This window comes from Kitasatospora sp. NPDC038210, assembly GCF_055600605.1.
In genome coordinates this window covers 219,145-235,404 of the sequence record NZ_JBVJYK010000015.1, presented here as the reverse complement: position 1 = coordinate 235,404, position 16,260 = coordinate 219,145, and the positions used below count along the sequence as shown (strand labels likewise).

At 71.9% G+C, this 16,260-nt stretch carries 10 protein-coding genes; 7 read left to right on the top strand and 3 right to left on the bottom strand.

The genetic code is table 11. The features are described 5' to 3' along the window. Positions 1 to 115: 115 nt before the first annotated feature. Positions 116 to 868: a response regulator transcription factor gene (locus tag ACZ7KX_RS28820; RefSeq protein ID WP_350521751.1), complete on the top strand. Its 753-nt coding sequence runs from the start codon at positions 116 to 118 to the stop codon at positions 866 to 868. 51 nt (positions 869 to 919) lie between these two features. On the opposite strand, the gene ACZ7KX_RS28815 is transcribed toward ACZ7KX_RS28820, so the two are convergent. Next, complete coding sequence (locus ACZ7KX_RS28815) at positions 920 to 2,131, bottom strand: winged helix-turn-helix domain-containing protein (RefSeq protein WP_470328992.1); 1,212 nt, start codon at positions 2,129 to 2,131, stop codon at positions 920 to 922. Positions 2,132 to 2,196: 65 nt separating this feature from the next. Continuing rightward, the gene (locus ACZ7KX_RS28810; RefSeq protein WP_470328991.1) at positions 2,197 to 2,754 is read right to left on the bottom strand and encodes a GNAT family N-acetyltransferase; all 558 of its coding nucleotides are present in this window, start codon (positions 2,752 to 2,754) and stop codon (positions 2,197 to 2,199) included. A gap of 242 nt (positions 2,755 to 2,996) precedes the next feature. Between ACZ7KX_RS28810 and secA the strand changes: the two genes are divergently transcribed. Beyond that, positions 2,997 to 5,759, top strand: coding sequence for a preprotein translocase subunit SecA (gene secA, locus ACZ7KX_RS28805; RefSeq protein ID WP_396550511.1), 2,763 nt, complete (start codon positions 2,997 to 2,999; stop codon positions 5,757 to 5,759). A 77-nt stretch (positions 5,760 to 5,836) separates the two neighbouring features. Here secA and ACZ7KX_RS28800 read toward each other — a convergent pair whose 3' ends face one another. Beyond that, on the bottom strand, positions 5,837 to 6,319 hold the full coding sequence (locus ACZ7KX_RS28800) for an Rv3235 family protein (RefSeq protein WP_470328990.1): 483 nt from the start codon (positions 6,317 to 6,319) through the stop codon (positions 5,837 to 5,839). 344 nt (positions 6,320 to 6,663) lie between these two features. Here ACZ7KX_RS28800 and ACZ7KX_RS28795 point away from each other — a divergent pair, with 344 nt between their 5' ends. The 5 genes from ACZ7KX_RS28795 (at position 6,664) to ACZ7KX_RS28775 (ending at position 16,236) form a co-directional block, all read left to right on the top strand. Further along, complete coding sequence (locus tag ACZ7KX_RS28795) at positions 6,664 to 7,842, top strand: patatin-like phospholipase family protein (protein WP_470328989.1); 1,179 nt, start codon at positions 6,664 to 6,666, stop codon at positions 7,840 to 7,842. 117 nt (positions 7,843 to 7,959) lie between these two features. Next, positions 7,960 to 8,469 (top strand): DUF6912 family protein, encoded by a 510-nt coding sequence (locus ACZ7KX_RS28790; protein WP_350521757.1) that lies wholly within the window; start codon positions 7,960 to 7,962, stop codon positions 8,467 to 8,469. A gap of 121 nt (positions 8,470 to 8,590) precedes the next feature. After that, complete coding sequence (locus tag ACZ7KX_RS28785) at positions 8,591 to 9,247, top strand: HAD family hydrolase (protein ID WP_470328988.1); 657 nt, start codon at positions 8,591 to 8,593, stop codon at positions 9,245 to 9,247. Positions 9,248 to 9,377: 130 nt separating this feature from the next. Beyond that, on the top strand, positions 9,378 to 11,003 hold the full coding sequence (pruA, locus tag ACZ7KX_RS28780) for an L-glutamate gamma-semialdehyde dehydrogenase (protein WP_470329005.1): 1,626 nt from the start codon (positions 9,378 to 9,380) through the stop codon (positions 11,001 to 11,003). Positions 11,004 to 11,289: 286 nt separating this feature from the next. Beyond that, positions 11,290 to 16,236: an NAD-glutamate dehydrogenase gene (locus tag ACZ7KX_RS28775; RefSeq protein WP_470328987.1), complete on the top strand. Its 4,947-nt coding sequence runs from the start codon at positions 11,290 to 11,292 to the stop codon at positions 16,234 to 16,236. Positions 16,237 to 16,260 lie beyond the last annotated feature (24 nt).

The window sequence follows — 16,260 nt, the reverse complement described above, 5'->3', positions numbered from 1 at the left end:
CGGGTCCCGGGGCAGGGGTCACCCGATGCGAGGGAATTGGCACCGGAGGGTGACCGTGGCGGGGCCCGGGCGTGGAATGATTGGCGCACGACGACCCGCGAAGGGGGAGGAGCGGATGGGGGATCACTTCGGGCTGGGGCCCGCGGCTGGGCCCGGGCTGCCGTTGGGGCCGGAGGAGGAGCCCGCGTACGCGCCGCACCGGGGTGAGCCGATCCGTGTGCTGGTGGTGGACGACCACGCGCTGTTCCGGCGGGGGCTGGAGATCGTCCTGGCGGAGGAGCCGGACATCAAGGTCGTCGGCGAGGCGGGGGACGGCGCCGAGGCCGTGCTGAAGGCCGCCGACCTGCTGCCCGACATCATCCTGATGGACGTCCGGATGCCGCGCCGCAGCGGGATCGAGGCCTGCACGGCGATCAAGGACGTGGCGCCCAGCACCAAGATCATCATGTTGACGATAAGCGACGAGGAGGCCGACCTCTACGAGGCGATCAAGGCGGGCGCCACCGGCTACCTGCTGAAGGAGATCTCCACCGACGAGGTCGCCACCGCGATCCGCGCGGTCGCCGACGGGCAGTCGCAGATCAGCCCCTCGATGGCCTCCAAGCTGCTCACCGAGTTCAAGTCGATGATCCAGCGCCGCTCAGACGACCGGGACCTGGTGCCCGCACCCCGGCTCACCGACCGGGAGTTGGAGGTGCTCAAGCTGGTGGCGACCGGGATGAACAACCGGGAGATCGCCAAGGAGCTGTTCATCAGCGAGAACACCGTGAAGAACCACGTGCGCAACATCCTGGAGAAGCTCCAACTGCACTCCAGGATGGAGGCCGTGGTGTACGCGATGCGGGAGAAGATCCTCGAAATAGGGTGAGCCGGGCCGGGCGGGTGCACCCGCCCGCCGGCCGCTCCCGCGAGGCCGGGCTCACCCGTCCGCGAGCAGCTTCTCCAGGGCCGGGCGCAGCCGCTCGTCGTGCAGCGCCTCGACCCGTACGGTGTCGCAGCCGACCCAGGCCGCCGCCTCGCGCAGGGCCGTCGCCAGCGGTTCGAGGTGCCGGGCGCCGCGGCCCCGGTCGTCCGTCAGCGAGACCTGTCGGGCGATCAGGGTGCGGCCCTCGCGGGCCGGGTCGACCCGGCCGACCAGTCGGCCGCCGGCCAGCAGCGGCATCGCGAAGTAGCCGTGCACCCGCTTGTGCTTGGGGGTGTAGGCCTCCAGCCGGTGCGACATTCCGAAGATCCGCTCGGTGCGGGCGCGGTCCCAGATCAGCGAGTCGAACGGTGAGAGCAGCGTGGTGCGGTGGCGTCCGCGCGGGGCGCCGGCCAGGGCGGCCGGGTCGGCCCAGGCCGGGGCCGGGGTGCCGTCCGGGCCCCACCCGGCCACCTCGACCGGGACGAGCCCGCAGTCGGCGAGCACCGGGTCCAACTCCTCGGCGCGCAGCCGGTGGTAGTCCAGCAGATCGGCCCGGGTGGCCACGCCGAGCGCGGCGCCGGCCTGGGCGACCAGGGTGCGGACGCACTCCTCGTCCGACCGCTCCTGCCCGAACAGTGCGTCCGGGATGGCCTGTTCGGCCAGCGCGTAGACCCGCTTCCAGCTCCGTCGCTCGGTGCAGACCACGTCGCCGAAGGCCAGCGCCCGCTCGACCGCGATCTTGGTGTCGGACCAGTCCCACCACTCGGCGGTCTTCTTGGCGCCGCCCAGTTCGGTGGAGGTCAGCGGCCCCTCGGCGCGCAGCCGGTCGAGTACCAGCCGGTAGGCCTCGGGCGTGACCTGGTGGCCCCAGAGGTGGCCGCGGTCGCGGTAGCGGCGGCGCCGGAAGGCGAACAGCGGCCACTCCTCGACCGGCAGGACGCAGGCCGCGTGGGACCAGTACTCGAAGCTCGTGCCGCCGCCCCAGTACGCCGCCTCGACGGCCGGGCGGCCGACCGCACCGAGGCGGGCGTACGGCACCAGCTCGTGCGAGCGGGCGAGCACCGAGATGGTGTCCAGCTGGACGGCGCCCAGGTGCCGCAGCACCCCGCGCACCCCCGCCCGGCGGTCGGGCGCGCCGAGCAGGCCCTGGGCCCGCAGGGCGATCCGGCGGGCGTCGTCGGCGCTCAGGACGGTGACGGGGGCGCTGTGCGGGGCTGCGGCGGTCATGCCGGCGAGCGTAGCCCCGGCCACTGACAGCCGCCCCGGGCGCCGGGGGTGGCAGCGGGGCCACCTCAGTCCAGGTCGGAGGCCAGCAGCGAGGCGACCCAGGCGTCGTGGAAGACGCCGCGCTGCTCGGCGTACGAGCGCATCGTGCCCTCGAAGCGGTAGCCGACCCGCTCGGCGACCGCGCGGGAGCCGTCGTTGCCGACGTAGGCCATCCACTCCAGGCGGCGCAGGCCGAGTTCGCGCAGGCCGAAGCGGGAGACCGCGCGGGCGGCCTCGACCGTGTACCCGCGGCCGCGGAACTCCTTCGTGGCCCACCAGCCGATCTCGGCGCAGCCCGGGTCGTTCTCGCGCAGGACGAGGCCCTGCGAGCCGACCAGGGCGCCGGACCCGCGCTCGAAGACGCACCAGATCCGGTTCGCGCCGGTGCGCCAGCCGTCGACGGCGAGATCGCGCACGAAGAACTCCGCGTCCTCGCGCCGGTACGGGGAGGGGACGACCGTCCAGCGCTGGATCTCCGCGTCCTGGCAGGCGGCGAAGACGGCGTCGATGTCCGATGCCCCCGGGGCGCGCAGCACGAGGCGCTGGGTGGTGAGGGTGACCGGTTCGCTTCGGGGCTCTTCCATGAACGGATTATTTCTCCGGAACGGAATGGCGGGCATCTGCTTAAAGGGCCAACTCCTCGGCCCGTCGACCGATTTGTCCCGGTGGACGGTGCTATCGGGTCATGTGCTCGCGCGGGTGACACGGGAATACCGTGCTGACGCACCTCCCGGGGCATTGGACTCCTCGCATACGATGGCCCGTGCGGTGGGGTGGACCCGCCGTGCAGTCGTCCAGTGCCAATACAGGCAAGGAGCCCGCTCAAGTGTCCGTCTTCGACAAGATCCTGCGCGCAGGCGAAGGCAAGATCCTTCGCAAGCTGCAGCGGATTGCTGCCCAGGTCAACTCCATCGAAGAGGACTTCGTCAACCTCACCGACGCCGAGCTGCGCGCGCTGACCGACGAGTACAAGCAGCGCCTCGCCGACGGCGAGAGCCTGGACGACATCCTCCCCGAGGCGTTCGCCACCGTCCGCGAGGCCGCCAAGCGCGTGCTCGGACAGCGGCACTACGACGTCCAGCTCATGGGCGGCGCGGCCCTGCACTTCGGGTACGTCGCCGAGATGCGCACCGGTGAGGGCAAGACCCTCGTCGGCACCCTGCCCGCGTACCTGAACGCGCTGACCGGCAAGGGCGTCCACCTGATCACCGTCAACGACTACCTCGCCGAGCGCGACTCGGAGTGGATGGGCCGGGTGCACCGCTTCCTCGGCCTCGAAGTCGGCGTGATCCTGGGCAACATGACGCCCGCCGAGCGCAAGCGCCAGTACGGCATGGACATCACGTACGGCACGAACAACGAGTTCGGCTTCGACTACCTGCGCGACAACATGGCCTGGTCGAAGGACGAACTCGTCCAGCGCGGCCACAACTTCGCGGTCGTCGACGAGGTCGACTCGATCCTCATCGACGAGGCCCGCACCCCGCTGATCATCTCCGGCCCGGCCGACCAGGCGACCAAGTGGTACGCCGACTTCGCCAAGCTGGTGCTGCGCCTGAAGATCGACCGCGACTACGAGGTCGACGAGAAGAAGCGCACCGTCGGCATCCTGGAGGAGGGCGTCAGCCGGGTCGAGGACTACCTCGGCATCGACAACCTCTACGAGTCGGTGAACACCCCGCTGGTCGGCTTCCTGAACAACGCCATCAAGGCGAAGGAGCTCTACAAGGCGGACAAGGACTACGTCGTCATGAACGGCGAAGTCATGATCGTCGACGAGCACACCGGCCGCATCCTGGCCGGCCGCCGCTATAACGAGGGCATGCACCAGGCGATCGAGGCCAAGGAGGGGGTGGAGGTCCAGAACGAGAACCAGACCCTGGCCACCATCACCCTGCAGAACTTCTTCCGCCTGTACGACAAGCTCGCGGGCATGACCGGTACCGGCACCACCGAGGCCGCCGAGTTCCACCAGATCTACAAGCTCGGCGTGGTGCCGATCCCGACCAACAAGACGCCGCTGCGCATCGACCAGCCCGACCTGATCTACAAGTCGGAGCCGGCCAAGTTCGCCGCCGTGGTCGAGGACATCGCCGAGAAGCACGAGAAGGGCCAGCCGGTGCTGGTCGGCACCGTGTCGGTCGAGAAGTCCGAGTACCTGTCGCAGGAGCTGCGCAAGCGCGGCATCCCGCACGAGGTGCTGAACGCCAAGCACCACGAGCGCGAGGCGCAGATCGTCGCGCAGGCCGGCCGCAAGGGCGCCGTCACCGTCGCCACCAACATGGCCGGCCGCGGCACCGACATCATGCTGGGCGGCAACGCCGACCACCTGGCCGCCGCCGAGCTGGCGCAGCGCGGGCTCACCCCGACGGACACCCCGGACGAGTACGAGGCCGCCTTCCCGGCCGCGCTGGAGAAGGCCAAGGCCTCGGTCAAGGCCGAGCAGGACGAGGTCAAGGAGGCCGGCGGCCTCTACGTCCTCGGCACCGAGCGGCACGAGTCCCGCCGGATCGACAACCAGCTGCGCGGCCGCTCCGGCCGTCAGGGCGACCCGGGCGAGTCCCGCTTCTACCTGTCGCTGGGCGACGACCTGATGCGCCTGTTCAAGGCCGGCATGGTCGAGCGCGTGCTCTCGATGGCCAACGTGCCCGAGGACGTGCCGATCGAGTCCAAGATGGTCACCCGCGCGATCGCGTCCGCGCAGACCCAGGTCGAGCAGCAGAACTTCGAGATCCGCAAGAACGTCCTCAAGTACGACGAGGTGCTCAACCGCCAGCGCGAGGTCATCTACGGCGAGCGCCGCCGCGTGCTGGAGGGCGAGGACCTGCAGGAGCAGGTCGGCCACTTCATGGACGACACCGTCGAGGCCTACGTCAAGGCGGCCACCGGCGAGGGCTTCGAGGACGACTGGGACCTGGACAAGCTCTGGTCCGCGCTCAAGCAGCTCTACCCGGTCACCCTGGACCTGGCGGACCTGGAGGAGGAGGCCGGCGGCACGGCCGGCCTGACCCCGGAGTTCCTGGTCAAGGTCGTCCAGGAGGACATCCAGGGGCAGTACGGCGCCCGCGAGGACCAGCTCGGCGCGGAGATCATGCGTGAGCTGGAGCGCCGGGTCGTGCTGTCGGTGCTGGACCGCCGCTGGCGCGAGCACCTCTACGAGATGGACTACCTCCAGGAGGGCATCGGCCTGCGGGCCATGGCGCAGCGCGACCCGCTGGTCGAGTACCAGCGCGAGGGCTTCGACATGTTCACCGCGATGATGGAGGGCATCAAGGAGGAGTCCGTCGGCTACCTGTTCAACCTGGAGGTCCAGGTCGAGCAGCAGGTCGAGGAGGTCCCGGTCGAGGACGCCCAGGTGGTGCTCGACAAGCTGGAGAAGGACGCCGCCCGCCCGGAGATCAAGGCCAAGGGCCTGGAGGCCCCGAAGCCGCAGCGGCTGCACTACACCGCCCCCTCGGACGAGATCGGCGGCGGTGTGGTCGAGGGCGACTTCGAGGACCTCGCGCCGGAGGACGAGGGCGACGGGATGACCCGCGCCGAGCGCCGCAAGGCCGCCAAGTCGGCCAAGGGCCGTCGCCGCAAGGCCTGAGCAGGCCGCAGGACGCCACGCAGGGCGCCGCTCCCGGACGGGGGCGGCGCCCTGCGCCGTCCCCGGGCCGCGCGCGGTCACCGGGCCTCCACGGCGGTGCACTGCCACTGCCCGGCCGGGCCGCGCTGCTCCAGCCGGAAGGCCACCATGTGGTGCCGCCGGCCGAGGTCGACCCGGACGCAGGCCTCGACGGCGTCGGGCGAGGGCGAGCGGTCGTGCACCGGGCCGAGCCTCGGCCGGTCGGCAGCCCCGCCGCGGCGCAGCGCGCCCGTCCGGACCAGCGAGGCGAGCTGCCCGTAGCCGTCCAGGCTGGTGTGCCGCATCAGCTGGCCGGAGGGCCGGACGCCGGTCAGCACCTCGACCAGCTGGTGGGCGAACCGGGAGGCCAGCGCCCGGGGGTCGTGCCCGGGAGTGCCGGTGCAGGCGGCGCGCGGGTGCCGGGGACGGCGGCCGACCGGGTCGCAGGCGCCGCCGTCGGCGGTGCGCGGGCGGTGGTGCGGGTGGGCGGCGCGGCGGGCGTCGGGACGGGCTTCGGGGCGGGCGTGGGGACGGGCGGTCACGGGGGCTCCTCGACTGGGTGGTGCGAGTACGGACGGGTCTCAGGCTGGCGGCGTGCCGCGCGGGGCCGCAACGCCTTTCCCGGGCGGCCGTAGCCGGTCTTCGAGTTCACCTATCCGGGTGAACCGGCCAGTGCGGCGACGGGTCGGCGCGGCGGCCCCGTGGTGCTCGGTTGACGTGCGGCGGCGAGCCGTACGGCCCAAAAGGGGACGCTCCGACTGGGCGGACCGGGTGGCGGCGCCGGGCTGTCGCATTGCGCCGTCCCTGCCCGGCGCGCACCATCGGAGCCTGACCGGGAACCGAGGGGAGCGGGGCAGCCGCCTCCCCACGACGACGGGCGGCCGGAATGACGACACGGGCAGTAGTGGTGCCGACCCCGGCGGGCGCGGACACCGCCGCGCGCGCCGGGGGCGCACCCCGTCGCGGCCTGGTCCTGGGCGGCGGCGGGATGCTCGGAGCGGCCTGGACGGTCGGCGCGCTCTGCGCTGTCGAGGAGGCCACCGGTCGGCAGCCGGGCGACGCCGACGTCCTGCTCGGCACCTCGGCGGGCGCGATCCTCGCGGCGATGCTGTCCGGCGGTGTCCGCCCCGAGCAGCTGCGCGACCACCAGCGCGGGCTGCCGATCGAGGACGGCCCGCTGGCCGGGATCGCCTTCGACTACGAAACGGCGGTCGGCGGCGCGACACCGCCCCGCCCCCGGGCCGGCATCGGCTCGCCCGACCTGCTGCGCGACGCCGTCCGGCACCCGCGCGAGTACCCCCTGCTGACCATGGTCTCGGCGATGGCGCCGCACGGCCGCGGCTCGCTGGCGCCGGTCGGCGAGCTGGTGCGCGGCCTGCTCGGACCGGGCGGCTGGCCGGGCGCGGACGCTCCGGACGCGTGCGCCGCGGACGCGGACCCCCGGGCCGTGGGCGCCGGTGACGCGGCCGGCTCGCCCCTGCGGGTCGCCGCCGTGGACTACCGCAACGGCCGCCGGGTGGTCTTCGGCGACCCGGACACCCCGGCGGTCGCGGTCGCCGACGCCGTGATGGCCTCCTGCGCGATCCCCGGCTGGTTCGCTCCGGTGCGCCTGGACGGCTCGGCCTACGTGGACGGCGGCTGCTGGTCGGCCACCAACGCCGACCTGCTGCTCGGCCGGGGGCTGGACGAGGTGTACGTGCTGGCCCCGATGGCCCTGCGGCTGGATCCCCGGCCCGAGCGGGTGGAACGGGCCGTCCGCGCCGACGGGTCGGGGCCGGCCGCACGCGGGCGCGACACCCTGGCCGCGCTGCGCGAATGGCGCGCCCGGGACCGTCCGCGCGGAGTGCTGGCGCAGCTGGTCAGCCGCTACCGCCGCGCCGTCACCCGGCAACTGCTGCGCGAGGCCGCGCTGCTGCGGGCCGAGGGCGTCCGGGTGCAGCTGCTCGCGCCGACCCTGGCGGACCTCGCGGTGATGGGCCCGAACATGATGGACCCGGCCCGCCGCGGCGCGGTCCTGGAGAGCGCCCTGCGCACCAGCCGGGAGGCGTTGCAGGCCGTGCGGTGATCGGCCGGACCCGGGACCGGAGGTGATCACGGGAGCCCGGCGGAGCTTATTCTTGGGGCGCTGGAGAATCCGTTCCGCTGGACGAAGCCCGCTGGACCGAACCGGAGAGTGCCACCGATGCGCGTGTACGTGCCCACCACCCTGACCGGCCTGGCGGCGGCGCACGAGGGCGGCGCCCTGGAGCAGTCCGCGGCGTACGCCGTGACGCCCGCGCTGCGCGAGTGGTACGTCAGCGACGACATCGAGGAGCTGGAGTACGCGGCGCTGAACCGCGCCGCCCAGGCCTCGCTGCGGCTGCTGGCCGCCGACCCGGACGCCCCGCGCCGCCGGGTCGTGGTGGCGCTGGACGTGGCCGACGGCTCGGTGGGGCCGTTCCCCGGTGACGAGTACCAGGACCAGGCCTCGCTGGGCCGGGTGGTGCTGGCCGGTCCGGTGCGGCTGGCCAAGGCGGCGGCGGTGCACGCGGACGTGTCCGACGACGAGGTGGTCACGGACGTCGCCGCGGCGGTGGCGGCGGTCGCCGCGGCCGATGCGGGCGACCAGGACGCCCAGTTCACCGTGGACGGCGCCGAGGACCACGACCTGCTCTGGTTCGCGACCCAGGAGATCCCCGCACTGCTCGCCTGAGGCGGGTGCACGACGGGTGCACGGCGAGTACGCGACGGGTGCCCGACGGCAGGCGCCACGGGGCGGGCGCGTGAGCTCCGCCCTACCGGCGTGCCGGTGCCCGGCGTTACCGTTGTCCCCCGTGCGCACTCACATCGTTTGGGACTGGAACGGCACTCTCTTCCACGACATGGAAGCGGTGCTCGGGGCGAGCAATGCCGCTTTCGCCACCATCGGCGTCGGGCCGATGAGCCTGCAGGAGTACCGCGAGCAGTACGAGATCCCGATCCCGCGCTTCTACCGGCGCCTGCTCGGCCGGGACCCCTCCACGGAGGAGTGGCTGAAGCTGGACGACGCCTTCCACGACCGCTACCGCGAGCTGAGCCCGTCCTGCGGGCTGACCGAGGGCGCCCGCGACCTGGTGGCCGGCTGGGAGGCGGCCGGGCACAGCCAGTCGCTGCTGTCGCTGTACGTGCACGAGCAGCTGGTGCCGCTGGTCGACACCTTCGGCCTGACCGGCCACTTCCTGCGGGTCGACGGCCGCAGCGGCCCGGCCGGCGGGCAGAAGGCGGAGCACCTGGTCCGGCACCTGGCCGCGCTCGGCGAGCAGGTGGATCCGGCCCGTACGGTGCTGATCGGCGACGCCGCGGACGACGCCCTGGCGGCGCTGAGCGTGGGCGCGCGCGCCGTGCTGTACACCGGCGGCTCGCACACCAGGGAGAAGCTGGAGCCGGTCGGCGTCCCGGTGGTGGACACCCTCGCCGAGGCGGTCGAGCTGGCGGGCCGGATCACCGGCTGAGCGCGCCCGGCCGGGGCCGCAGTGGCGGGTGCCACGTCCGCCGTCCGCGTGTCTGAGCGGGCGGATCGGGCCGTCGCTGGTCAGGCTGGACCGACAGCCGATCAGCCAGCAGGACGGAGCCGCCATGCCCATCGACGCAGTCACCGAGGTGCCGACCCCGGTCAACGAGCCGGTGCACGCGTACGCGCCCGGCAGCCCGGAGCGGGACCGGCTGGTCCGGCGGCTGGACGAGCTGGCGGCCGAACAGGTCCCGCTGCCGATGACCGTCGGCGGCGAGCAGCGGTTCGGCGGCGGCGAGCGGATCGAGGTGGTCCAGCCGCACCACCACGCGGCCAAGCTGGGCGTGCTCGGCAACGCCACCCGGGAGGACGCCCGGGCGGCGGTGGACGCGGCGCTGGCCGCCGGGCGGCAGTGGCGCTCGCTCTCCTTCGACGACCGTGCCGCGGTGTTCCTGCGCGCCGCCGACCTGCTCTCCGGCCCCTGGCGGGAGACGCTGAACGCGGCCACCATGCTCGGCCAGTCCAAGACCGTTCAGCAGGCCGAGATCGACTCCGCCTGCGAGCTGATCGACTTCTGGCGCTTCAACGTCCACTTCGCCCGGCAGATCCTGGCCGACCAGCCGATCTCCTCGCCCGGCGTCTGGAACCGCACGGACCACCGCCCGCTGGAGGGCTTCGTCTACGCGATCACGCCGTTCAACTTCACCGCGATCGCGGGCAACCTGCCCACCGCCCCCGCGCTGATGGGCAACACCGTGGTCTGGAAGCCCGCGCCGACCCAGACCCTGGCCGCGTACCACCTGATGCGGCTGCTGGAGGCGGCCGGCCTGCCGCCCGGGGTGATCAACCTGGTGACCGGCGACGGCCTGCAGGTCTCCCCGGTCGCGCTGGCCGACCCGGCGCTCGCCGGGCTGCACTTCACCGGCTCCACCGCCACCTTCCGGCACCTGTGGCAGACCATCGGCGCCAACATCGGCGGCTACCGCACGTACCCGCGGATCGTCGGCGAGACCGGCGGCAAGGACTTCCTGCTCGCGCACCGTTCGGCCGACCCGGACATCCTCAGGACCGCGCTGATCCGCGGCGCCTTCGAGTACCAGGGCCAGAAGTGCTCCGCGCTCTCCCGCGCGTACCTGCCGCGCAGCCTCTGGCAGAAGATCAAGGACGACCTCCTGGCCGAGGTGGACGCGCTCGCCGTGGGCGACGTGACCGACCTGTCCAACTTCATGGGCGCCCTGATCGACCGGCGCGCCTTCGAGAAGAGCCGGGACGCCATCGACCGAGCGAAGGCCGACCCGACGGTCGAGCTGGCGGCCGGCGGCCAGTACGACGACGCGATCGGCTGGTTCGTCCGGCCCACCGTGCTGGTCTCCTCCGACCACCGCGGCGAGATCTTCCGGACCGAGTACTTCGGCCCGATCCTCGCCGTCCACGTCTACGAGGACTCCCGCTGGGACGACGTGTTCCGGCGGATCGACGACGGCGCCCCGTACGGCCTGACCGGCTCGGTGATCGCGCAGGATCGTTACGCCATCGCCCAGGCCGTGGAGGAGCTGCGCTTCACCGCCGGAAACTTCTACATCAACGACAAACCCACCGGCGCCGTGGTCGGCCAGCAGCCCTTCGGCGGGGGCCGGGCCTCGGGCACCAACGACAAGGCGGGGGCCGCCCAGAACCTCCTGCGGTGGACCTCGGCCCGGTCGATCAAGGAGTCCTTCGTGCCGCCGACCCACCACGGCTACCCCCACATGGGCTGAGAGTGAACATCAGCCTCCGGTTTGGACATGCTGTCCAGGACGGACCCGACATCCTGCAGGTTTGCGCCTCCCTGTCCCTGTGCACCTTCGATTGATCCGGTTAGGCTGGCTGGCGTCGTCGGGTGGCTTGCAGGACGAACGTGACGTCCTACCCACTGGGAGGACGTTTCATGCGCGCCATGAGCCCCTTTCAGTCGGATGGTGCGGCAGGATTGCGGCTGACCCGTCGGTGTACATCCACACACCACCGAGTCACGCAACGGCGCGCGACAGGAGCCAAGAAGTCATGCAGACCAAGCTGGACGCAGCCAAGGCCGAACTGCTCAAGAAGGCAGCCGCAGCCGCTGAGAACAGCCAGGTAGGGGGAGCGGCGCCGGGAGAGGGTCTGAGCAACGGCGCTCTGACCGCGTACCTGCACCACTACTACCTCCACACCGCGCCCGAGGACCTGGTCGACCGCGACCCGGTCGACGTCTACGGGGCGGCCGCCTCCCACTACCGCCTGGGCCTCAAGCGCCCGCAGGGCACCGCCGAGGTGCGGGTCCACACCCCCTCGGTCGAGGAGAACGGCTGGTCCTGCGGCCACACGGTCGTCGAGGTGGTCACCGACGACATGCCGTTCCTGGTCGACTCCGTCACCAACGAGCTGTCCCGCCAGGACCGCGCGATCCACATCGTGATCCACCCCCAGCTGGTCGTCCGCCGTGACATCACCGGCAAGCTGCTGGAGATCCTGGACGTCGACGCCTGCTCCCGCAGCCAGGCCGCCGGCACCGAGTGGCCCGCCGACGCGACCGTCGAGTCGTGGATGCACATCGAGATCGACCGCGAGACCGACCGCGACGACCTGCGCACCATCGAGGGCGACCTGCGCCGCGTGCTCGGCGACGTCCGCGAGGTCGTCGAGGACTGGGGCAAGATGCGCGAGAGCGCGCTGCGCCTGGCCGACGAGCTGGCCGAGGAGCCCCCGGCCGGCCTGCCCGAGCAGGAGGTCGGCGAGGCCTGGGAGCTGATGCGCTGGCTCGCCGACGACCACTTCACCTTCCTCGGCTACCGCGAGTACGACCTGGTCGAGCACGAGGGCGAAGAGGTCCTCAAGGCCGTCGCCGGGACGGGCCTGGGCATCCTGCGCTCCGACCCGCACAGCCACGACGACCGCCACCACTCGGTCAGCGAGGCCTTCGGCCGGCTCTCCGCGCCGGTGCGCGCCAAGGCCCACGAGAAGAAGCTGCTCGTCCTGACCAAGGCCAACAGCCGCGCCACCGTGCACCGCCCGGCCTACCTCGACTACGTCGGCGTGAAGAAGTTCAACGCCGCCGGCGAGCCGATCGGCGAGCGCCGCTTCCTCGGCCTGTTCTCCTCCGCCGCCTACACCGAGTCGGTCACCCGCATCCCGGTCGTGCGCCGCAAGGTCCAGGCCGTCCTGGAGGACTCCGGCTTCTCCAGCGAGAGCCACGACGGCCGCGACCTGCTGCAGATCATGGAGACCTTCCCCCGGGACGAGATCTTCCAGACCCCGGCCTCCGAGCTGCTCTCGATCGCCACGAGCGTGCTGTACCTGCAGGAGCGCCGCAAGCTGCGCCTCTTCCTGCGCCAGGACGAGTACGGGCGCTACTTCTCCGCCTTCATCTACCTGCCGCGCGACCGCTACACCACGCGCATCCGGCTGCTGCTCACCGACATCCTCAAGGAGGAGCTGAACGGCGCCACCATCGACTACACGGTGTACGCCACCGAGTCGGTGCTGACCCGCCTGCACTTCGTGGTCCGGGTCGCCCCGGGCACCGAGCTGCCGCACCTCTCGGACTCCGACATCGAGCGGATCGAGAACCGCCTGGCCGAGGCCGCCCGGTTCTGGATGGACGGCTTCCACGACCAGCTCCACCTCGAACTCGGCGAGGAGAAGGCCGCCGAGCTCGGCCACAAGTACGCCAACGCCTTCCCCGACGGCTACCGCGCCGACTTCCCGCCGCGCACCGCCGTCTCCGACATCAAGCAGATCGAGTCGCTGCACGGCGCGGGCGACTTCCGCCTGAACCTGTACCAGCCGGTCGGCGCCGGCGACGACGAGCGCCGCTTCAAGATCTACCGCGTCGGCGGCCCGATCTCGCTGACCGAGGTCCTGCCCGTCCTCCAGCGCCTGGGCGTCGAGGTCCTCGACGAGCACCCGTACGCGCTGCGCCGCTCCGACGGCACCACCGCGTGGGTCATCGACTTCGGCCTGAAGCTGCGCGAGGCCACCGGGCTCAGCGACGAGGCCCGCGAGCGCTTCCAGGAGACCTTCGCGGCCACCTGGACCGGCAAGGCCGAGAACGACGGCTTCAACGAGCTGGTCCTCACCGCCGGGCTGACCTGGCGGCAGGCGATGATGCTGCGCGCGTACGCCAAGTACCTGCGCCAGGCGGGCTCCACGTTCTCCCAGGACTACATGGAGGACGCGCTCCGCAACAACACCCACACCACCCGCCTGCTGGTCAACCTGTTCGAGGCCCGGCTGAGCCCGAGCCACCGTTCGGGCGCCCTGGAGCTGACCGAGGGCATCCTGGAGGAGCTGTCCGGCGCCCTCGACGAGGTCGTCTCGCTGGACGAGGACCGCATCCTGCGCTCCTTCCTGAACCTCATCAAGGCCACCCTGCGGACCAACTTCTTCCAGCACGCCGCCGACGGCGACTGGCACACCTACGTGTCGATGAAGTTCGACCCGAAGGCCGTCCCGGACCTGCCGGCCCCGCGCCCGGCGTTCGAGATCTGGGTCTACTCGCCGCAGGTCGAGGGCGTGCACCTGCGCTTCGGCAAGGTCGCCCGCGGCGGTCTGCGCTGGTCCGACCGGCGCGAGGACTTCCGCACCGAGATCCTGGGCCTGGTCAAGGCGCAGATGGTCAAGAACACCGTCATCGTCCCGGTCGGCGCCAAGGGCGGCTTCGTCGCCAAGCAGCTGCCGGACCCGTCGGTGGACCGCGACGCCTGGCTGGCCGAGGGCGTCTCCTCGTACAAGACGTTCATCTCGGCGCTGCTCGACATCACCGACAACCTGGTCGGCGGCGAGGTCGTGCACCCGGCCGACGTGGTCCGCCACGACGAGGACGACACCTACCTGGTCGTCGCGGCCGACAAGGGCACCGCGACCTTCTCCGACATCGCCAACGGCGTCGCCGAGTCGTACGGCTTCTGGCTGGGCGACGCGTTCGCCTCCGGCGGCTCGGCCGGCTACGACCACAAGGGCATGGGCATCACCGCCCGCGGCGCCTGGGAGTCGGTCAAGCGCAACTTCCGCGAGCTCGGCGTCGACACCCAGACCGAGGACTTCACCGTCATCGGCATCGGCGACATGTCCGGCGACGTCTTCGGCAACGGCATGCTGCTCAGCGAGCACATCCGCCTGGTCGCCGCCTTCGACCACCGCCACATCTTCCTCGACCCGAACCCGGACGCGGCCGCCTCGTACGCCGAGCGCCGCCGCCTGTTCGACCTCCCGCGCAGCTCCTGGGACGACTACGACAAGTCGCTGATCTCGGCCGGCGGCGGGGTCTTCCCGCGGTCCGCCAAGGCGATCCAGCTGAGCCCGCAGGTCCGCGCCGCGCTCGGCGTCGAGGCGGGCAAGCTGACCCCGGCCGAGCTGATGAAGGCGATCCTGCAGGCGCCGGTCGACCTGTTCTGGAACGGCGGCATCGGCACCTACGTCAAGTCCTCCGCCGAGACCAACGCCGAGGTCGGCGACAAGGCCAACGACGCCATCCGGGTCAACGGCGAGCAGGTCCGGGCCCGGGTCATCGGCGAGGGCGGCAACCTCGGCTGCACCCAGCTCGGCCGCATCGAGTACGCGGCCACCGGCGGCCCGGAGGGCACCGGCGGCTGGATCAACACCGACGCGATCGACAACTCGGCCGGCGTGGACACCTCGGACCACGAGGTCAACATCAAGATCCTGCTCAACCAGGTCGTCGCCGAGGGCGACATGACGGTCAAGCAGCGCAACGCCCTGCTGGCCGAGATGACCGACGAGGTCGGCCACCTGGTGCTGCGCAACAACTACGCGCAGAACGTGGTGCTGGCCAACGCCGTGGCCCAGGCGCACAGCATGGTCAACGTCCACTCCCGGATGATCAACCGCTTCGAGGCGGCCGGCCGCCTGGACCGGGCGCTGGAGTTCCTGCCCACCGAGCGCCAGATCCGTGACCGCCAGCAGAACGGCCGCGGGCTGTCCCAGCCCGAGATGTCCGTGCTGCTCGCCTACACCAAGATCATCCTGGCCGACGAGCTGCTCGCCACCGACCTGCCCGACGACCCGTACTTCCGCGCCGCGCTGCACGAGTACTTCCCCAGCGCCCTGCGGGCCCGGTTCGCCGACGCGATCGACAGCCACGCGCTGCGCCGCGAGATCATCACCACGCTGATCGTCAACGACACGATCAACCGCGGTGGCTGCACCTTCGCCTTCCGCCTGAAGGAGGAGACCGGCGCGACCTACGAGGAGATCGCCCGGACGCACACCGCCGCGCGGGCCGTCTTCGGCCTGGAGACGATCTGGGGCGAGATCGAGGGCCTGGACAACCAGGTCCCGGCCCGGGTGCAGACCAAGATGCGCCTGCACTCGCGCCGCCTGGTCGAGCGCGCCACCCGGTGGATGCTCAACAACCGCCGCCAGCCACTCGACATCGCCGGCACCATCGAGTTCTTCCACGACCGGGTCAACCAGGTCTGGGGCTCGCTGCCCAAGCCGCTGCGCGGCGAGGACCTCACGTGGTTCGAGTCCGTGTACGACGAGCTCGCCGCGGCCGGTGTGCCGGAGGAGCTGGCCACCCGGATCGCCGGCCTCTCCTCGGTCTTCCCGACCCTGGACATCACCGAGGTCGCGGACCGCTCCGGCAAGGACGTCGCCGACGTCGCCGAGCTGTACTACGACCTGGGCGACCGGCTGCAGATCTCGCACCTGCTCGACCGCATCATCGAGCTGCCCCGCACCGACCGCTGGTCGTCGATGGCCCGGGCCGCGATCCGCGAGGACCTCTTCGCGGCGCACGCGGCGCTGACCGCCGACATCCTGGCCTGCGGCCCCGAGGGCGCCACCCCGGAGGAGCGCTACACGGCCTGGGCCGAGCTCAACGCCACGCTGCTCAACCGGGCCAAGAGCACCCTCGACGACATAAGGGGTTCGGACAACTACGAGCTGTCCAGCCTCTCGGTCGCGATGCGCGTCATCCGCACCCTGCTGCGCACCGGTTCGATGCGCTGACGGACAGCCGCACGGAAGGGCCCG

What these genes read in the sequence shown, in the direction of transcription:
- ACZ7KX_RS28775 (WP_470328987.1), top strand. Translation starts at nt 11,290, where the DNA reads ATGCAGACCAAGCTGGACGCAGCCAAGGCCGAACTGCTCAAGAAGGCA.
- ACZ7KX_RS28810 (WP_470328991.1), bottom strand. Translation starts at nt 2,754, where the DNA reads ATGGAAGAGCCCCGAAGCGAACCGGTCACCCTCACCACCCAGCGCCTC.
- ACZ7KX_RS28795 (WP_470328989.1), top strand. Translation starts at nt 6,664, where the DNA reads ATGACGACACGGGCAGTAGTGGTGCCGACCCCGGCGGGCGCGGACACC.
- ACZ7KX_RS28815 (WP_470328992.1), bottom strand. Translation starts at nt 2,131, where the DNA reads ATGACCGCCGCAGCCCCGCACAGCGCCCCCGTCACCGTCCTGAGCGCC.
- ACZ7KX_RS28820 (WP_350521751.1), top strand. Translation starts at nt 116, where the DNA reads ATGGGGGATCACTTCGGGCTGGGGCCCGCGGCTGGGCCCGGGCTGCCG.
- ACZ7KX_RS28790 (WP_350521757.1), top strand. Translation starts at nt 7,960, where the DNA reads ATGCGCGTGTACGTGCCCACCACCCTGACCGGCCTGGCGGCGGCGCAC.